The 16,966-nt window shown below is 62.4% G+C and carries 14 protein-coding genes; 6 read left to right on the forward strand and 8 right to left on the reverse strand.

The genetic code is table 11. The annotated features are described in order from the left end of the window. The first annotated feature begins 17 nt into the window (after window positions 1-17). Window positions 18-740 carry a peptidoglycan editing factor PgeF gene (gene pgeF / locus PspCFBP13509_RS20950; RefSeq protein ID WP_137212637.1) on the forward strand — a complete coding sequence of 241 codons (723 nt, stop codon included), beginning with the start codon at window positions 18-20 and terminating at the stop codon, window positions 738-740. A 166-nt stretch (window positions 741-906) separates the two neighbouring features. Here the strand turns inward: pgeF and ddlA are convergent, their stop codons facing one another. Next, on the reverse strand, window positions 907-2,001 hold the full coding sequence (gene ddlA / locus PspCFBP13509_RS20955; protein ID WP_137212638.1) for a D-alanine--D-alanine ligase: 1,095 nt from the start codon (window positions 1,999-2,001) through the stop codon (window positions 907-909). 44 nt (window positions 2,002-2,045) lie between these two features. Beyond that, window positions 2,046-2,684, reverse strand: a complete 639-nt coding sequence (locus PspCFBP13509_RS20960; RefSeq protein WP_065924002.1) for a LysE family transporter — start codon at window positions 2,682-2,684, stop codon at window positions 2,046-2,048. Window positions 2,685-2,821: 137 nt separating this feature from the next. On the opposite strand from PspCFBP13509_RS20960, the gene PspCFBP13509_RS20965 reads away from it, so the two are divergent. Continuing rightward, window positions 2,822-3,631, forward strand: a complete 810-nt coding sequence (locus PspCFBP13509_RS20965) for an AraC family transcriptional regulator (RefSeq protein ID WP_065948496.1) — start codon at window positions 2,822-2,824, stop codon at window positions 3,629-3,631. 6 nt (window positions 3,632-3,637) lie between these two features. On the opposite strand, the gene PspCFBP13509_RS20970 is transcribed toward PspCFBP13509_RS20965, so the two are convergent. Together PspCFBP13509_RS20970 and PspCFBP13509_RS20975 are read right to left on the reverse strand one after the other, a co-directional pair. Next, window positions 3,638-4,213, reverse strand: coding sequence for a flavin reductase family protein (locus PspCFBP13509_RS20970; protein WP_137212639.1), 576 nt, complete (start codon window positions 4,211-4,213; stop codon window positions 3,638-3,640). Window positions 4,214-4,323: 110 nt separating this feature from the next. Beyond that, entirely contained in the window at window positions 4,324-4,656 is a 333-nt protein-coding gene (locus PspCFBP13509_RS20975) for a DUF2790 domain-containing protein (RefSeq protein WP_065923999.1), read from the reverse strand. A gap of 225 nt (window positions 4,657-4,881) precedes the next feature. Between PspCFBP13509_RS20975 and PspCFBP13509_RS20980 the strand changes: the two genes are divergently transcribed. The 3 genes from PspCFBP13509_RS20980 (at window position 4,882) to PspCFBP13509_RS20990 (ending at window position 8,648) form a co-directional block, all read left to right on the forward strand. After that, entirely contained in the window at window positions 4,882-6,201 is a 1,320-nt protein-coding gene (locus PspCFBP13509_RS20980) for an OprD family porin (RefSeq protein ID WP_065948498.1), read from the forward strand. Window positions 6,202-6,540: 339 nt separating this feature from the next. Then, on the forward strand, window positions 6,541-7,215 hold the full coding sequence (locus PspCFBP13509_RS20985; RefSeq protein WP_027606942.1) for a heavy metal response regulator transcription factor: 675 nt from the start codon (window positions 6,541-6,543) through the stop codon (window positions 7,213-7,215). Continuing rightward, on the forward strand, window positions 7,212-8,648 hold the full coding sequence (locus tag PspCFBP13509_RS20990) for a heavy metal sensor histidine kinase (RefSeq protein WP_137212640.1): 1,437 nt from the start codon (window positions 7,212-7,214) through the stop codon (window positions 8,646-8,648). The genes PspCFBP13509_RS20985 and PspCFBP13509_RS20990 overlap by 4 nt, the downstream gene beginning before the upstream one ends. Here the strand turns inward: PspCFBP13509_RS20990 and PspCFBP13509_RS20995 are convergent. Genes PspCFBP13509_RS20995 through PspCFBP13509_RS21005 form a run of 3 tightly spaced genes read right to left on the reverse strand, consistent with a single transcriptional unit; the run spans window position 8,572 to window position 14,082 of the window. Next, window positions 8,572-11,718 (reverse strand): CusA/CzcA family heavy metal efflux RND transporter, encoded by a 3,147-nt coding sequence (locus tag PspCFBP13509_RS20995; protein WP_137212641.1) that lies wholly within the window; start codon window positions 11,716-11,718, stop codon window positions 8,572-8,574. The two genes, PspCFBP13509_RS20990 and PspCFBP13509_RS20995, sit on opposite strands and share 77 nt — an antisense overlap. A gap of 18 nt (window positions 11,719-11,736) precedes the next feature. Continuing rightward, complete coding sequence (locus PspCFBP13509_RS21000; protein WP_137212642.1) at window positions 11,737-12,843, reverse strand: efflux RND transporter periplasmic adaptor subunit; 1,107 nt, start codon at window positions 12,841-12,843, stop codon at window positions 11,737-11,739. A gap of 18 nt (window positions 12,844-12,861) precedes the next feature. Next, complete coding sequence (locus tag PspCFBP13509_RS21005) at window positions 12,862-14,082, reverse strand: TolC family protein (RefSeq protein ID WP_137212643.1); 1,221 nt, start codon at window positions 14,080-14,082, stop codon at window positions 12,862-12,864. Window positions 14,083-14,267: 185 nt separating this feature from the next. Between PspCFBP13509_RS21005 and PspCFBP13509_RS21010 the strand changes: the two genes are divergently transcribed. Beyond that, window positions 14,268-15,638: a GntT/GntP/DsdX family permease gene (locus PspCFBP13509_RS21010; RefSeq protein WP_065923993.1), complete on the forward strand. Its 1,371-nt coding sequence runs from the start codon at window positions 14,268-14,270 to the stop codon at window positions 15,636-15,638. A gap of 3 nt (window positions 15,639-15,641) precedes the next feature. Here PspCFBP13509_RS21010 and PspCFBP13509_RS21015 read toward each other — a convergent pair whose 3' ends face one another. Next, the gene (locus PspCFBP13509_RS21015) at window positions 15,642-16,931 is read right to left on the reverse strand and encodes an MFS transporter (protein ID WP_065923992.1); all 1,290 of its coding nucleotides are present in this window, start codon (window positions 16,929-16,931) and stop codon (window positions 15,642-15,644) included. Window positions 16,932-16,966: the final 35 nt, after the last annotated feature.

The following is a 16,966-nucleotide window of genomic DNA, read 5'->3' on the forward strand; positions in this document are numbered from 1 at the left end:
TGAACGGAGGTTATCCCTTGCATCAGGCTGAAAATCTCGCTGCCATCCCTGGCATCGACCACGGTTTCTGTTCGATCGATGACCCACGGCGCCCGGATGAAGTGTTCATCTGCAAGCAAGTGCACAGCGCCTCGGTGATTGAATGGCAGGCCGGCCAGGTGGCCAATACGATCGAGGCCGATGGTGTGTTGACGCACCACGCTCACCCGATTGCGGTGATCACGGCAGATTGCCTGCCCATTCTGTTCGCGTCGAAAACCGGCGAACGGGTAGCCGCAGTACATGGCGGCTGGAAGGGGCTGCAACGCGGGATTATCGCCAACGTCATGCAGCACTTTGCCGCCGAGGGGATTGCAGCCGACCAACTGCAAGTGGCTATCGGCCCATCGATCAAGCCGTGCTGTTATGAAGTGAGCGAAGGGTTTATCGCCGACTTCCAGAGTGACCAAGGGCACCTGTGGCAACACGCCCAGGCACCGTGGAGCTTCGTGCAACCGGCACCGCTGCGGTCCCCCGAAATTACTCCGCCCCATGCACGACAAGCAGGCAGTGCGTGGTTTGACTTGAGCCGGTATGGGTTGTTGCTGCTGCAAGCGGCGGGCGTCAAGCGTGAGCAGATCGACGTGAGCGAAGTGTGCACCTACTGTACGTCGCCGACGTTTGCCAGCTACCGCAGAAGGACGCATCAGCCGGAGGAAGCGAAGACGTTGATTTATTCGTGGATTGCTCGTAGACCCTGACGAACCTACGCGCCCTTGTGGCGAGCGGGCTTGCCCCGCGTTGGGCTGCGAAGCAGCCCCAAAACATAGCCCCGGACCTGCTTGGCACACTGCAGCGCTCTTATTGGGGCTGCTACGCAGCCCAACGCGGGACAAGCCCGCTCGCCACAGGTATTTATCCCATCCGTTAACGGCTGATCTTCAACCCCTTCCGCCCCGCATGCCGCTCCAACGCCAGCTCAATCAACCGGCTCACCAGCTCGCTGTAGCTCATGCCCGCTGCCTGCCACAGCTTGGGGTACATGCTGATGCGGGTGAAGCCGGGCAGTGAGTTGATTTCGTTGATCAGCACTTCACCATCGTCGGTCAAGAACACATCGACCCGCGCCAACCCTGCGCACCCCAACACTTCAAACGCCTCAAGGGCCAAGCGGCGGATCCGCTCACTGGCTGCATGGCTGATGTCGGCCGGCACCACCACCTGGGCCGCCTGGCCGTCGATGTATTTGCTGTCGTAGGAGTAAAAGCCGCTGTTCACCACGATCTCGCCACAGCCGCTGGCGACAGGGTTTTCGTTGCCCAGCACGGCGCATTCAATTTCGCGGCCCTCGACCGCCGACTCCACCAGCACCTTTTGATCAAAACCCAGGGCCAGTTCAACCGCGGCGTGGTACTCAGCCTCGTTGCCAACCTTGCTCACACCCACCGAAGACCCCTGGTTGGCCGGTTTGACGAACATTGGCAGGCCGAGTTTATTCACCGCTGTTTCAAAGGAAGTACGCGCGGCGTTGCTGCGGGTCAGGGTGATGAACGGGGTCACGGCAATACCGGCATCACGCAGCAGGCGTTTGCTGATGTCCTTGTCCATGCACACTGCCGAGCCGAGCACGTCGGAGCCGACGAAAGGCAGGTCAGCCATGCGCAACAGGCCTTGCAGGCAACCATCTTCGCCGAGGGTGCCGTGGACGATGGGGAAGATCACATCGATGTGTGCCAGCAGCCCGTTGCCGGAGGTTTCCACCACCTGCTGGCTGGCCTTGCCGGGTACCACCGCCAATTCGCGATTGGATTGGTTAAGGGCGATGAGTGCCGGGTTTTCCTGGTTGATCAGGAAGTTCGAGGTGTCGTTGAGGTGCCAGTGGCCGGCCTTGTCGATGCCGATCAAAACCGGCTCGAAGCGTGTGCGGTCGAGTGCATCGACAATATTGCGCGCCGACTGCAACGAGACTTCGTGCTCGGCCGAACGGCCACCAAAAATAATCCCTACCCGCACCTTGCTCATGACCCGGCCTCACTGTTGAAAGTAAGGCTTCTTACCACGGACGGTCAGCGATTCGCTACCAGGTGTGCGCCGAACAACACGTAGCAACCGCCGGCAAAACGGTCGAGCCATTTGCGCGAGCGGCTGTAGAGGTTGGCCATGTGCGCACTGGAAAACACCAGGGCCACGCAGGCATACCAGCTGAACGACAAGCTGGCCATGGTGATCACCGCCAGGGTCAGCAGCATCGGCGACGGCGACGGCGGCATGGTGGAGGCGAAGATGGTGGCGACGAACAATGCGGCCTTGGGGTTGGACAGGTTGCCCAGTAACCCCAGGCGCCAGGCGGAAAACAACGAGCGGCGCGCTTCGTCCGGCAACAAGCTCTGGCCCATCGCCGGTGCCGAGCGCTTGAACAGTTTCAGCCCCAGGTAAATCAGGTAGCAGCCGCCGATGATCTTGAACGCCAGGTACAACATGGGCGCGGCGGTAAACAGCGACTTGATGCCCAGCCCACCCGCCAGCCCCCACATGATCGTGCCGGTAGCCACGCCCGCCGACGCCACCACGCCATGACGGCGCGAACAACTGGCGGCCAACTGCGCGGTATTGAAGAAGTTGGGACCCGGCGTCACCACCGCCACCGTCCACAGCAGGGCCAGCGAGACCAGAGGCGCCACATAGGTGGGGTTGATAAATTCCATTGGGCGGTTCCATCAGCGCAGGGCACGAGCAGGGAGCATAGACCTCGCCCGCCGCCTGCACAAACGTACAAGACCCCGGCAGACAAGGGATGCAGACTGGGTTAACGTGTTTCCACCTCTTTTTGTGACAAGCCACCATGGGCAAACCGACCCGCAACTTCGACTGGCTGCACCGTGCCCCCCATGCCAGCGGCCTGGACCGTATCGAGGCGTACTTCGCCGGTTTCGCCTTCGACCCCCATCGCCACGACACCTATGCCATCGGGCGTACCTTGTCTGGCGTGCAGAGTTTTCACTACCGCGGCGACATGATCCATAGCCTGCCCGGCACCACTATGGTGCTTCACCCCGATGAGACCCATGACGGTCACGCCGGCAGTGACGAGGGTTTCAAGTACCGAATGATTTACGTGGAGCCGTCGCTGATCCAGCAGATCCTTGGCGGCAAGCCGTTGCCGTTTATCCCCAGTGGTTTATCCACTGACCCAAGGCTGTTCCGCGCCAGCGAAGTGCTGCTGCAGAACCTTGATCATCCGATTGACCCGTTGCAGGAACAGGACGCGATGTTCGACCTGGCCCACGCGTTGAGCAACGCCGCTGGCGCCATCGTCAGCCGCAAGACCTTCGATTACGTCGCCGCCGAGCGCGCCCGCGAGTTTATCCACAGCGCCCTGGGCCGCAGCATCACCCTGGACGAAATGGCCGACCACGCCGGCCGCGACCGCTGGGCATTGTCACGGGACTTTCGCGTGCTGTTCGGCACCAGCCCCTATCGCTACCTGACGATGCGCCGGCTGGACCTGGTGCGCAGTCTGCTGGCGCAGGGGCAGTCGCTGGTGGACGCGGCGCTGACCGCCGGCTTCACCGACCAGAGCCATATGACCCGGCAATTTCGCAGCACCTACGGTATGCCGCCGTCGCGATGGGTGAAGATGCTCGGGCGCTGAGTGCGCTTATAGCGAATGCCCATCGATGGGCTCGCCGATGCTCAGGAAATGCCCACCCGCTACATGGTGCAAGGTGCGTAACTGATCATGCCCTTCGAAATGCCAGCGGCCTTCGCTGAACACGCGCTCGTCGGCATAGGCCCCAACTACTTCGCCGAGGAACAGGTCATAGGTCTGCTGGTTGTGGGGCTCGGGGAGCAAGCGGCATTCCAGCCAGGCTACACAGCCTTCCAGCAACGGCGCCTCCGTGTGTTCACCGCTGAAGGTTTGCAGGCCATAAGCGGCGAACTTGTCACGCTCGGTGCCGGTGGTATTGCCGACCGTCTGCACGAGGTCGACCTGGGCCACACAGGGCACCTGCAGCACGAAGCTGCCGGCACCTTCCAGCAATTGGCGAGTCCAGGTGGCCTTGTCCAACACCACAGCGACCTTCGGCGGTTCGAAATCCAGCGGCATGGCCCAGGCAGCCGCCATGATATTGCGCTGGCCGTTGTGGGCCGCACTCACCAGTACGGTTGGCCCGTGATTGAGCAAACGGTAGGACTTGGACAACGGAACGGGGCGGCAGTGAGTAGGGCTCATGGAGGATCGGCTCTTCAAACGAAAAAGCCTACGATACCCCAAGCGTCAGCCCTATGGATCAGCTCGACAGTTGGTTAGTGAATCGTCCTACGCGTTGAGCGCCAGCATATTTAACTGCCGTTATTTCGACACACGCCCATGACTTGGTACTCCAACGTAGTGAGCTTGCCGCTGGAGTCTTCATAGGTCATGCGCGAAGGCACGGTACTGCACGCGCGGATCGGCGGCGTCACGTTGACCACCTTGGCAATGTCCAGCTTCATCCCATAGCGATACGCCTGCACTTGGGGCACTGGCTTGCCGTTTCTCACGGCGTAATCGGCCATGGCCTTTTCATTGCGCTCCATCATCAGGGCAAAGGTGCGATCACCGCCGCCTTCGGCCAATGCACCGAAAGACAGGACGGCCGTTAATACACCCAGAGCGGTTTTATAAAAGTTCATCACCTATTCCTCGACTGAAAGTTCAGTGCCGAGACTAACGAACGAACCCTGACGCGATGTTCACCAGAACATTACTTATTTGTTAGGTGGCGACGAGCTTCCAGAATTGTAATGTTCACGCCACCCAATCGTTATCCACGGTTTGCAACTATCAGCCCGGGCCAGATCAATAAGAACGCCCGCCTCCATAAGAAGCTGATAACTGCCAACACCGAGGAGCGAAACATGCGGATCCGTTACTACACCCTTCCCCTTTCACTGATCGCCACATTGCCCCTGGCAGCCGCGGCCGCGGAAGACAAACCTGAAGGGTTTATCGAAGGCAGCAGCGTGAACGTGCTGGCGCGCAATTTTTACTTCAATCGCGATGACCGCAAGGGCCAATCCAGCCCCACCGGTAATGGCTATTCCGAAGCCTGGGCCCAGGGACTGATCGGTAAATTCGAATCCGGCTTTACCCAGGGCACCGTGGGGTTTGGCCTGGACGCCTTCGCCATGGTCGGCGTGAAACTCGACTCGGGCACCGGCCGCAGCGGCGGCAAGGGCTCGTTCGGCATGCTGCCGGTGGACAGCAACAACCATCCCGAAGACAACTACAGCAAGGTCGGCGGCGCGGCGAAACTGCGGGTATTGGACACGGTGATCAAGGCCGGCGACGTGTTCCCGCTGACTCCCGTGGTGGCCTACGGCGATTCGCGGGTGTTGCCGGAAAGCTTCCGTGGCGTGACCCTGCAAAACACCAGCCTGGAAGGCCTGACCTTGCAGGGCGGGCGTTTGAGCGGCATGAGCCAACCCAACGAAAGCGGCATGAACAAAGGGTTCGCAACGTTTTACGCCGGCCCGGTCGATTCACCTTGGATCGGCTACTTCGGCGGCGACTACACCGTGAACAAACACCTCGGCCTGAGCCTGTACAGCAGCCGCCTGAAGGACGCCTGGGACCAGTACTACGTCGGCAGCGCCGCCAGTTACCCGCTGAACGAAGACGTTTCGCTGTTCGGCGACATCAACTACTACAAGGCCGTGGATGAAGGCAAAAAGCTGCTGGGTGAATTCGATAACAGCATCTGGAGCGCCCGGCTCGGCGTGAAGGTGGGCGCCCACAGCCTGGCCGTGTCGCACCAGCGCAACAACGGCGATGACGACTTCGATTACCTGCGCCAGTCGGACTCGATCTTCCTCAACAACTCGATCCAGTACAGCGACTTCAACTCGCCCAAGGAGCGCTCGTGGATGCTGCGCTACGACCTGGACATGCAGCCATTCGGCATTCCCGGCCTGTCGTTCATGACCCGCTACGGCAAGGGCACCGGCGCCGACTACAGCAACGCCAACGCGGTGTATATGCGCCGCGATGCCGCCGGCGATCCGCTCACCGACCAGCGCCGCTGGGAGCGGGATATCGAAGCCAAGTACGTGGTGCAAAGCGGCAACTTGAAGGATTTATCACTGCGTCTGCGCCAGGCCACCGTGCGCTCAAGTTCATTCGAGTCCGACCTTGAAGAAGTCCGCGTCATTATCGAATACCCACTGGCGGTGCTTTAAGACGCGCTTACATTCACTTGCCGATGCCCTACATCTGTTCACAGGTTGAAGTCTGTCAGAACTGTAATATCGGCCTCACCTTCTCGTTAAGTTGCACTTTTTATATTGCGCATCGAACACTTCTCATCTCTGCGGCTTTTGTGTAGCTCCTTTGGAACAGAGATGAATTTTATACGCCCCAGCCGGGGCGTTTTTTTTGCGTGCCCGGTCAGTGACGAATCGTCGCACCGGCCTGACGCGGCTTGACCCTAAAGCTACTTCAGGCTTCAGAGTTTTCCTACAGCCTATTCAAGCCTCTATGAGGCCATCTCCTTTCGTTTTCCTTGAAGGTAAATCCCCATGCGTATCCTTGTGGTTGAGGACGAGCAGAAAACCGCCGATTACTTGCAGCAAGGCCTGACCGAAAGTGGCTACGTCGTCGATTGCGCCGCCAGCGGCATCGACGGCCTGCACCTGGCCCGGCAGCACACCTACGAACTGGTGATCCTCGACGTGAACCTGCCCAACACCGACGGCTGGGAGGTACTGGAACAACTGCGCCGGGACGGCAACCAGCGCGTGATGATGCTGACCGCGCGCGGCCGCCTGGCCGACAAGATCAAGGGCCTGGACATGGGCGCCGACGATTACCTGGTCAAACCCTTCGAGTTCCCCGAACTGCTGGCCCGTGTGCGCACCTTGCTGCGCCGTAGCGAACATATCCCGCTGCCGGATGTGCTGCGCGTCGCGGACCTGGAGCTGGACCCGCGCCGCCATCGCGCCTATCGCGGCAGCCGGCGTATCGACCTGACCACCAAGGAATTCGCCCTGCTGCATGTGTTGATGCGCCAGGCCGGCGAGGTAATGACCCGCACGCAGATCATCTCGCTGGTGTGGGACATGAACTTCGACTGCGACACCAACGTGGTCGAGGTCTCCATCAGCCGACTGCGGGGCAAGGTCGATGACCAGAGCGAGGTCAAGCTGATCCACACCATTCGCGGCGTGGGTTATGTGCTGGAGGCGCGCCAATGAGGACCAGCAGCCTGTCGATGCGCCTGGGACTGACGGTCAGCCTCATGGGCGCCGGGCTGGTGGTGCTGCTGGCGACCCTGGCCTACCTGGCCTTGACCCATGAGCTGGAAAAGCTCGCGCGCAAGGGCCTGGAAAGCAAGATGGAACAGCTCCAGCACAGCCTCGCGCTGGGCCTGGACACCCACGCAATCAAAGCCCGTCCCCACTCGTTGCTGGACCTGGTGATGGGCCACGACAATTTCTACCTGACCATCGTCGGCACCGCACCCGATAACGCGGTGCTGCTCAGTGTCGGTGCCAAACCCCAGGAACCGTTGCTGACCGACTTCTCCCCCCGGGAAACCCTCGGTTACCTCAACTGGCAAGACCAGGACGACAACCAGGTACTCAGTGCCTCCAGCCTGATGCGCCTGGCCAGCGGCGAGCGCGTACGGGTGTTGCTGTCGCTGGACCGCAGGGATGACCAGGCCCTGCTCAGTGCCTACCTGCGCGCCACCCTCATCGCCCTGCCGATGCTGCTGATCCTTATCGGCATGGGCGCCTGGTGGCTGGTGCAGCGTGGGTTAGCACCGTTGAAGCAGTTCAGCCATGTCGCGGCCCAGGTAACGACCCAGGACCTGACCCACCGCTTATCCATCGACAACCTGCCCCAGGAGCTGGGCGAGTTGGCGCAAAGCATCAACGTAATGCTGCGTCGCCTGGACGCCGGTGTGCAGCAGCTGTCGCAGTTCTCCGACGACCTCGCCCACGAGCTGCGCGCGCCGCTGACCAACCTGATGGGCAAGGCCCAGGTGACCCTGTCCCGCGAACGGCCCTCGGAGGAGTACAAGGCGGGGCTGGAATCCTGCACCGAGGAAATGGAACGCCTGTCGCGCATCGTCTCCGACATGCTGTTCCTGGCCCAGGTCAGCCATCCGGCGGCGCGTGCCGGATTTGGCCCGGTGTCACTGGGCGAAGAAGCACAACGGGTGATGGCGCTGTTCGCCCTCAGCGCCGAAGACAAACACGTGACCCTCAGCCTGCGCGGCGACGCCTGGGTAACGGGCGATCGCCTGATGATCCAGCGAGCCATTTCCAACCTGCTGTCCAATGCCATCCGCCACACGCCCGAAGGCTCCAGCGTTCTGCTGCTGGTGGAGACCTATGACCAGAGCGCGTCGTTGTCGGTAGGCAACCCCGGGCGTGGCATCGAAGCACACCACCTGCCGCATCTGTTCGAACGTTTCTACCGCGCCGACAGCAGCCGCACCCGCGCCGAAGGTGGCACCGGGCTGGGGCTGGCCATTGTGCAGTCGATCATGCAGCTGCATCAGGGGCACACCGACGTCAGCAGCCAGCCCGGACGGTTCACACGGTTCAACCTGGTGTTTCCTCTTCCCGGCGATGAGCCCACTGGTACAACGCCGGCAGCACCAGCAAGGTCAGCAAGGTAGAAGAAATGATCCCGCCGATCACCACCGTCGCCAACGGACGCTGCACTTCGGCGCCGGTGCCGGTGGCCAGGGCCATGGGGATAAACCCCAGGGAGGCCACCAGCGCGGTCATCAATACCGGGCGCAGGCGGGTCAGCGCACCCTCGTGGATAGCCACCGACAGCGAGCGTCCTTCCTCGCGCAGGTTGCGGATGAAGGCAATCATCACCAGGCCGTTGAGCACCGCCACGCCGGACAAGGCGATAAAGCCCACGCCTGCCGAGATCGACAGCGGAATATCGCGCAACCACAGCGCCATGATCCCGCCGGTCAACGCGAACGGAATCCCGGTAAACACGAGCAGTCCGTCCTTGAGGTTGTTGAACATCATGAACAACAACCCGAACACCAGCAGCAACGCCACCGGCACCACGATCTGCAAACGCTCGGCGGCTTCCTTCAACTGTTCGAACTGGCCGCCCCAGGTGGTCCAGTAACCTGCCGGGACTTTCACCTGCGCCGTGATCGCCGCCTCGGCCTCGTCCACGAACGACCCCATATCCCGCCCGCGCACGTTGGCACTGACGATCACCAGACGCTTGCCGTTCTCGCGGCTGATCTGGTTCGGGCCGAGCACCAGGTCCAGGCTGGCGACCTGGGACAACGCAATGAACCCCAACTGCCCCGCCGCATTCCCGGCCAGTGCCGGCACTGGAATCAACAGCCGCGACAAACCGTCGATATCAGTACGCAGCGCGTCGGACAAGCGCACGACCATGTCGAAACGCCGGTCACCTTCATACAGGGTACCGGCCTGGCGCCCACCGACGGCGACGGCAATGGTGTCCTGCACATCGCCGACATTCAGGCCAAAGCGCGCGGCCTTGTCACGGTCGATATTGATGGTCAGCACCGGCAGGCCGGACGTCTGTTCGACCTTCACTTCCGAAGCGCCATCGAGGCCTTGCAAGGTCTCGGCAATGTCTGCGGCGGTAGTGTTGAGCACCGCCATGTCGTCGCCGAATACCTTCACCGCCACATCACTGCGCACCCCGGAAATCAGCTCGTTGAAACGCAGCTGGATTGGTTGCGACAGCTCGTACGCACTGCCCGGCACAATCGCACTGGCGCGCTGGATATCGGCGATCAGGGTTTCGCGGGATTTATTCGGGTTCGGCCATTGCGCCTTCGGTTTAAGCATCACGTAGCTGTCGGAAATATTCGGCGGCATCGGGTCGGAGGCGATTTCCGCCGTGCCGGTACGGGCGAATACCCGTTCGATTTCCGGCACCTGGGCCATCAAGGTTTTTTCCAGTTGCTGCTGCATCTGCACCGATTGCGTCAGGCTGGTGCCGGGCACGCGCAGGGCCTGTTGGGCGAAGTCGCCCTCACTGAGGCTGGGGATAAACTCACTGCCCATGCGGCTGGCCACCACGCCCGACGCAACAATGGCCAGCACGGCCAAGCCGAACACCAGTGGCCGGCGCGCCATCACCCAATCCAACACCGGCCCATAGGCCCGGCGTGCGGTACGCATCACCAGGTTTTCTTCTTCCTTGACCTTGCCGGTGACGAACAGCGCAATCGCCGCCGGTACGAAGGTCACCGACAAAATCATCGCCCCCAGCAGCGCAATCACCACGGTAAACGCCATGGGGTGGAACATCTTCCCGGCCACCCCGGTGAGGGCGAAGATCGGCAGGTACACGACCATGATGATCAGCTGCCCGAAGATCAGCGCACGCCGCGCTTCCTTGGCCGCCGCGAACACCTCGTGCAGGCGCTCGCTGCGGGTCAGCAAACGACCATGGCGCTGCTGCGCATGGGCCAGGCGGCGGATGGCGTTCTCGACGATCACCACCGCGCCGTCGACGATAATGCCGAAGTCCAGCGCGCCGAGGCTCATCAAGTTGGCGCTGACTTTGTGGGTGAACATGCCGGTAAAGGTGAACAACATCGCCAGGGGAATCACCATCGCGGTGATCAGCGCCGCGCGGATATTGCCAAGGAACAGGAACAGCACCGCGACCACCAGCAGCGCACCCTCGAAGAGATTTTTCTTCACGGTGGCAACGGCTTTTTCGACGAGGTTGGTGCGGTCGTAGACGGTCACCGCCACCACGCCTTCGGGCAGCGAACGGTTGATTTGTTCGAGCCTGGAAGCCACCGCCTGGGACACCGTGCGGCTGTTTTCTCCGATCAACATAAACACCGTGCCCAGCACCACTTCACGGCCGTTTTCCGTGGCGGCGCCGGTACGCAGCTCACGGCCGATCTCGACCTGGGCGACATTGCGCACACGGATCGGCGTGCCGTCGGACGTGGTGATGACGATATTGGCGATGTCGTCGATGGACGCCACCTGCCCCGGCGCGCGGATCAACAATTGCTCGCCGCTGCGCTCGATGTAGCCGGCACCGACGTTGGCGTTGTTACGCTCCAGCGCCGTGACCAGATCGTTCAAGGTCAGGTTATAGGCCGCCAGGCGCTTGGGGTCGGGGGCGATCTGGTATTCCTTGGCGAAGCCGCCGATGGTGTTGATCTCGGCCACACCGGGCACGTTGCGCAGTTGCGGCTTGATGATCCAGTCCTGGATCACCCGCAGGTCGGTCGGCGTGTAGGGCGTACCGTCGTCCTTGCGTGCGCCCTCCTCGGCCTCCACGGTCCACAGGAAAATTTCCCCGAGGCCGGTGGAAATCGGCCCCATCGCGGTTTCAATCCCCACAGGCAATTGCTCGCGGGCCACTTGCAGGCGCTCGTTGACCAACTGGCGGGCGAAGAACAGGTCGGTGCCGTCCTTGAAGATCACCGTCACCTGGGACAAGCCGGAGCGTGACAGCGAACGGGTCTGCTGCAGCCCCGGCAAGCCGGCCATCGCGGTTTCGATGGGAAAGGTAATGCGCTGCTCGGTCTCAAGCGGCGAAAAACCGGCCGCCGCCGAGTTGATCTGCACCTGTACATTGGTGATGTCGGGCACCGCGTCGATGGGCAGTTTCTGATAGCTGGCAATGCCGACACCGGCCATCAACAGCACCGCCAGCAGCACGATGATGCGCTGCTCGATGGCGAATTGGATAAGGCGCTCAAACATGGGAAATCACTCGCAGGATCAATGGGCGTGCTCGGCCGAGCCCTTGCCCAATTCGGACTTGAGGATGAAGCTGCCGGTGGTGGCCACCTGAGCACCGGCCTCCAGGCCCTGGCGCACTTCGACGTAGCCGTTTTCACTGGCGCCAAGCTCAAGATGGCGGGTGATAAAACCGTCAGGCGTGCGTACGAAGACCGAGGGTTTTTCCTCGACGGTCTGGATCGCCGTTTGCGGCACGGTGACCTTGGCCTGGTAGGTGTCCGTGGCCAGTTGCACGGTGACGAACAGTCCTGGGCGCCAGGCGTCGTCGGGGTTGGGCACCGTCACACGCACGGTGGCGGTGCGTGTTTGCTCGCCGAGCAAATTGCCGACATAGGCCACGCTGCCCTGCACATCGGTGCCCATTTCCGTGGAGCTGACTTTCACCGGTTTGCCGAGCCGGACCTTGTTCAAATCCTTGGGAAATACGCCGAAGGTGACCCACACCTGGGACAGGTCAGACAGCGTGAAGGCGTTACTGGTCTCGCTCACCACCTCGCCGACACCGAGGTGCTTTTCCACCACCACGCCTGTGAACGGCGCACGCAGTTCGTAACGATTGCCGCCGGCCAGCACGGTGTTGCCGCTGAGCGCGGTCATCTTTTGGCGGGCATTGTTCAAGGCGATTTCAGCTTCTTGCAGGGTTTGGCGCGCCAGCAGGTAATCCTGCTCGGCGGAGATCTTGTCCTGCCACAACTGGCGTTCACGCTGGAAGGTAATACGCGCCAGTTCAACCCGACGCTCGCTGGCCGCCAGCTCACTGCGCTGGTCGGAAATCTGCTGGCTGGCGATCACCGCGAGCAGCTCGCCCTTCTTCACCGCCTGGCCAAGATTGACCTTCACGGATTCCACCACACCGGCCGCGCGCGGGACGATATGCGAGGTACGGTCTTCGTCGAAACGCACCTCCCCCGGCAGCGTCAGCAATGTGCTGATCGACCGGGGTTGGGCCTCGGCGAGCTCGATACCGGCGGCCTGGATTTGTTGTTCAGTCAGCTCGAGCATGCCTTCTTCTTCCTCGGCGTTGGCCACGCCGGACAGCATCAGGCCCAAGGCGACGGCAAGCGCCACGCCGTGTCGTTTATTCATAAGGCACTCCAGAAAAAATCAAAACCGGGCGAGGTCGCCGTAAATCCGTTCGATGCGCAGCCAGGCATCGGTGGCCTGGGCGGTGGCCGCAAGGTATTGGGTGCGCGCCGCGATCAGGGTGCGCTGGGCGTCGAGCACGTCGAGGAAGTTGAACTTGCCCATCTCGAAGCCGCGGGTGGCGCTGTCCACCGCGCGTTGGGCGGCGGGCAGGATCTGCTGGTTGAATGCGCGCACTTCGCTGTTCGCGGTTTGCCACAGGTCCAGGGCCTGGCGCGTTTCGGTACGCAGGCGCAATTCGGCAGCGTTGCGCTGGTCGCGGGCCTGATCGGCACGGCGCGTGGCGGCAAGTACGTTGCCCTGGTTGCGGCTGAACAACGGAATCGGCATCGACACGCCGACCAGGTTCACCCGCTCGCGCACACTGGCGTCGTACTGACTGCCGATGGACACATCCAGGTCGGGAATACGCTGGGCTTTTTCCAGGCCCACGCTGGCTTCGTTCTGCACGATCTGCAGTTCGGCCAGGCGCAGTTCGGCGGTCTGCTCAAGGCGCGCCAACAGTTGTGTGGCGGACGGCAACGGCGGTGTGGAGTGGCTTGGCGTGGCGACAGTCAGGAAGTCGGTCGCCGCGCTGCCGGTACTGGCGGCCAGGCGGCGATAGGCGTCGGTGAGGCCCATGTGTGCGCGATTGAGTTCGAGGCGGATCTCCGACAACTGCACCTGGGCCCGTGTGGCTTCCACCGGTGAGGATTTGCCGGCGGTGACACGACCGTTGGCGACCACCAGGCCGCGCTCGGCCAACGCCAGGGAGCGTTGCGCCAGGTCGAGACGTTCCTGGGCACGCAGGGCACCGTAATAGCCGTCGATCACCTCGACGCGCAGCGTGTTGCGGCGCTGTTCCAAGGCCAGTGCGGCGGCGTCCTGGGCACGCGTCGCCACGTCAATGCGGGCATCGCGCTTGCCACCCAGTTCCAGGGTTTGGCTGAGCTTGAGGGTGGTGGTGCGCGTATCGCGACGTGTGCCTTCGGCATCCCAGGACGCCACCGGATTGGGGATCAACCCGGCCTGCTGGCGACCGCCCGCGGCGATCTCGATTTCCCATTGCGCGGCCGCCAGGTCGGGGTTGTTGGCGAAGGCGGTTTGCAGGGCCGCGTCGAGGGTGAGGGTTTGTGCCTGGGCAATGCTGGCGGCTCCCCACAACAGCGTCGCCCCCACCAGCTTTCTAACGGAAATTGCCATAACGAGAGTTCCACGCCCATAAAGTAAAAGCCGGGAGAATGTAGCGTTCGCGACTTATCAAAGCGGTGGAGCAAAGATTACAAATCCGACAGCAATGGCTCTGGGGCGGGCGTTATCAGGTATGCTTTTGGGCCAGGAAACAAAAAGAAACAATTTTCCCAACCTGTTCGATAAGGAGTCTCGCCTTGGCGTTATCGACTGCCGCGTGGATGGTTCACGACACCCGTCTCATGCTCTGCGTACTGCTGGCCATCGCCAGCATCATCGTGCTGATCAGCGCGACCAAGTTGCCGCCGTTCCTGTCGATCCTGATCGGCACCTTTATCGCCGGGGTCGGCGCCGGGTTGCCAGCGGAAGAAGTGGCCAAGGCCTTCAGCAAGGGCGCCGGGGCGATCCTCGGTGAAGCCGGGATCATCATTGCCCTGGGCTCGATGCTGGGTGCGCTGATGGCGGAATCCGGCGCGGCCGACCGCATCGCCACCACCCTGCTCGGGCTGGGCAAGGGCAAGTCGTTGCCATGGGTGATGGCGCTGGTGGCGATGGTGATCGGCCTGCCGCTGTTCTTCGAAGTGGGCTTGGTGATGATGGTGCCAATCATCTTTGTGATGGCCAAACGTTCGAACCAGCCGCTGTTGAAAATCGCCATCCCGGCGCTGGCGGGCATGACCACCTTGCACGCCTTGATGCCACCGCACCCGGGGCCGCTGATTGCGGTGGGCGCGTTGCACGCCGACCTGGGCCTGACCATGTTGCTGGGCTTTTGCCTGGCGGTGCCGGCGGTGATCCTCGCCGGGCCGCTCTATGGCAACTGGCTGTCCAAGCGCCTGCATGTGGATGAGCCGGCCGACATTGGCGCGCTGTTCAGCGCCCCGCCCAAGGCCCCGCGCCAGCCGAGCTTTGGCGTGTCATTGCTGATCATTCTGTTGCCGGTGATTCTGATGCTCGGCAGCACCTTGGCCAAAGTCGCGCTGCCAGCGGAAAGCAGCGTGGGCCTGACCCTGAAATTCCTCGGCGAACCGCTGATCGCCCTGGGCCTGGCGGTGATCGCCGCCGTGATCTGCCTGGGCTGGGCCGCCGGGATGCCGCGCGCTGAGGTCGGCAACACCCTGCGCAAGGCCCTTGCCCCCATCGCCGTGTTGCTGCTGACCATCGGCGCCGGCGGCGGCCTCAAGCAAACCTTGCTGGATGCCGGCGTCAGCCAAACCATCAGCAAAGTCGCCGAAGGAGCGCACATGCCGTACCTGCTGCTGGCCTGGTTGATCGCCGTGGCGCTGCGCCAGGCCACCGGCTCGGCCACGGTCGCCACCACCACGACCGCCGGCATCCTCGCGCCGATGATGGCCGGGTTGGCGGCGACACAAAGCTCACTGGTGGCGCTGGCGATCGGCGCAGGTTCGGTGTTCTTCTGCCACGTCAATGATGCGGGGTTCTGGATGGTGCGCGAGTACTTTGGCTTGCAGCTGAAGCAGACGATTTGGGTGTGGTCGGTGTTGCAGACGATTGTTTCGGTGGTCGGGTTGGTCGGTACGCTGTTGCTGTGGCACTTCTTGACCTGACCTTCAGGCCGCCAAGGTGTGGCGCTTGCCAAACAGCGCTACACACCCCACCCCCACCGCGCCCATAACCACGCAATACCCCACGCAAATCCACGGGCTGGTCGGCATCAGCGCGATCAGCATCAGCGGCGTGGTACTCGCCCACAGTGCGTAAGCGATGTTGTAGGTGAAGGAAATGCCCGACACCCGCACCTGCGCCGGAAACAGGCCGACCATCACCGACGGCACCGCGCCCACTACCCCGCAACTCAAGCCCGCCAGCGCGTACGCCGCGCCAAGCCAGATGCCGCCGCTGATCAGGCTGGCGTACAGCAGGAAAATACCCACCGGCAGCAGCAGGCTGTAGACCAGCACCGCGCGCCAGGCGCCGATGCGGTCCACCAGCAGGCCGGCGAGGACGCAGCCGATATTCAGGAAGACGATGCCCAGGGCGCTCAAGGCAAAGGTGTGACTGGGGCTCATGCCGAAGGTTTTCTGCATCATGGTCGGGGTGATGACCACCAGCACCACCACGGCGGAGGTGAGCACGCAGGTGAGGATCATCGCCGGCAACAGTACGGCGCGATGGTCACGCAGTACGGTGCGCAGCGGCAGCTCGGCAGCGGCCTGGCGGCGGGCCTGCATTTCGAGGAAGACCGGGGTTTCGCTGAGCCAGCGCCGCAGCCACACGCCGATCACGCCGAACACACCGCCGAGCAGGAAGGGGAAGCGCCAGGCGTAGTCGAGGATTTCGGCCGGGGTGAAGACCTGTGCCAGCAGCGTGGCAGTCAGCGCACCGAGCAGGTAGCCGAAGGTCAGGCCGGCTTGCAGGAAGCCCAGGGCATAACCACGATGGTTGCGCGGTGCGTGTTCGGCGACGAAGGTCCAGGCGCTGGGTACTTCACCGCCCACCGCCGCACCTTGCAGCACGCGCAGCACCAGCAGGATCAGCGGTGCGAAATAACCGATCTGTGCGTAGGTGGGCATGATCCCGATCAGCAGGCACGGCAACGCCATCATCAGGATGCTCAGGCTGAACACGCGCTTGCGCCCCAGGTGATCGGCGAAGTGCGCCATCAGGATGCCGCCCAGCGGACGCGCGAGGTAGCCGGTGACGAAGATGCCGAAGCTTTGCAGCAGGCGCAGCCACTCGGGCATTTCCGCCGGGAAGAACAGTTGGCTGAGGGTCAGCGCGAAGAACACGAAGATAATGAAGTCGTAGATTTCCAAGGCGCCGCCCAGGGCGGCCAGGCCCAGGGTCTTGTAGTCGGAGCGGGAAAAACGCTGCGCCTGTGGAACAGAGGTGGCAGTCATGTTGAGGCTCGGCAGACAAACAAAATGGCGTGCAG

This window comes from Pseudomonas sp. CFBP13509 (genome assembly GCF_005233485.1).
GTDB lineage: Bacteria > Pseudomonadota > Gammaproteobacteria > Pseudomonadales > Pseudomonadaceae > Aquipseudomonas > Aquipseudomonas marginalis.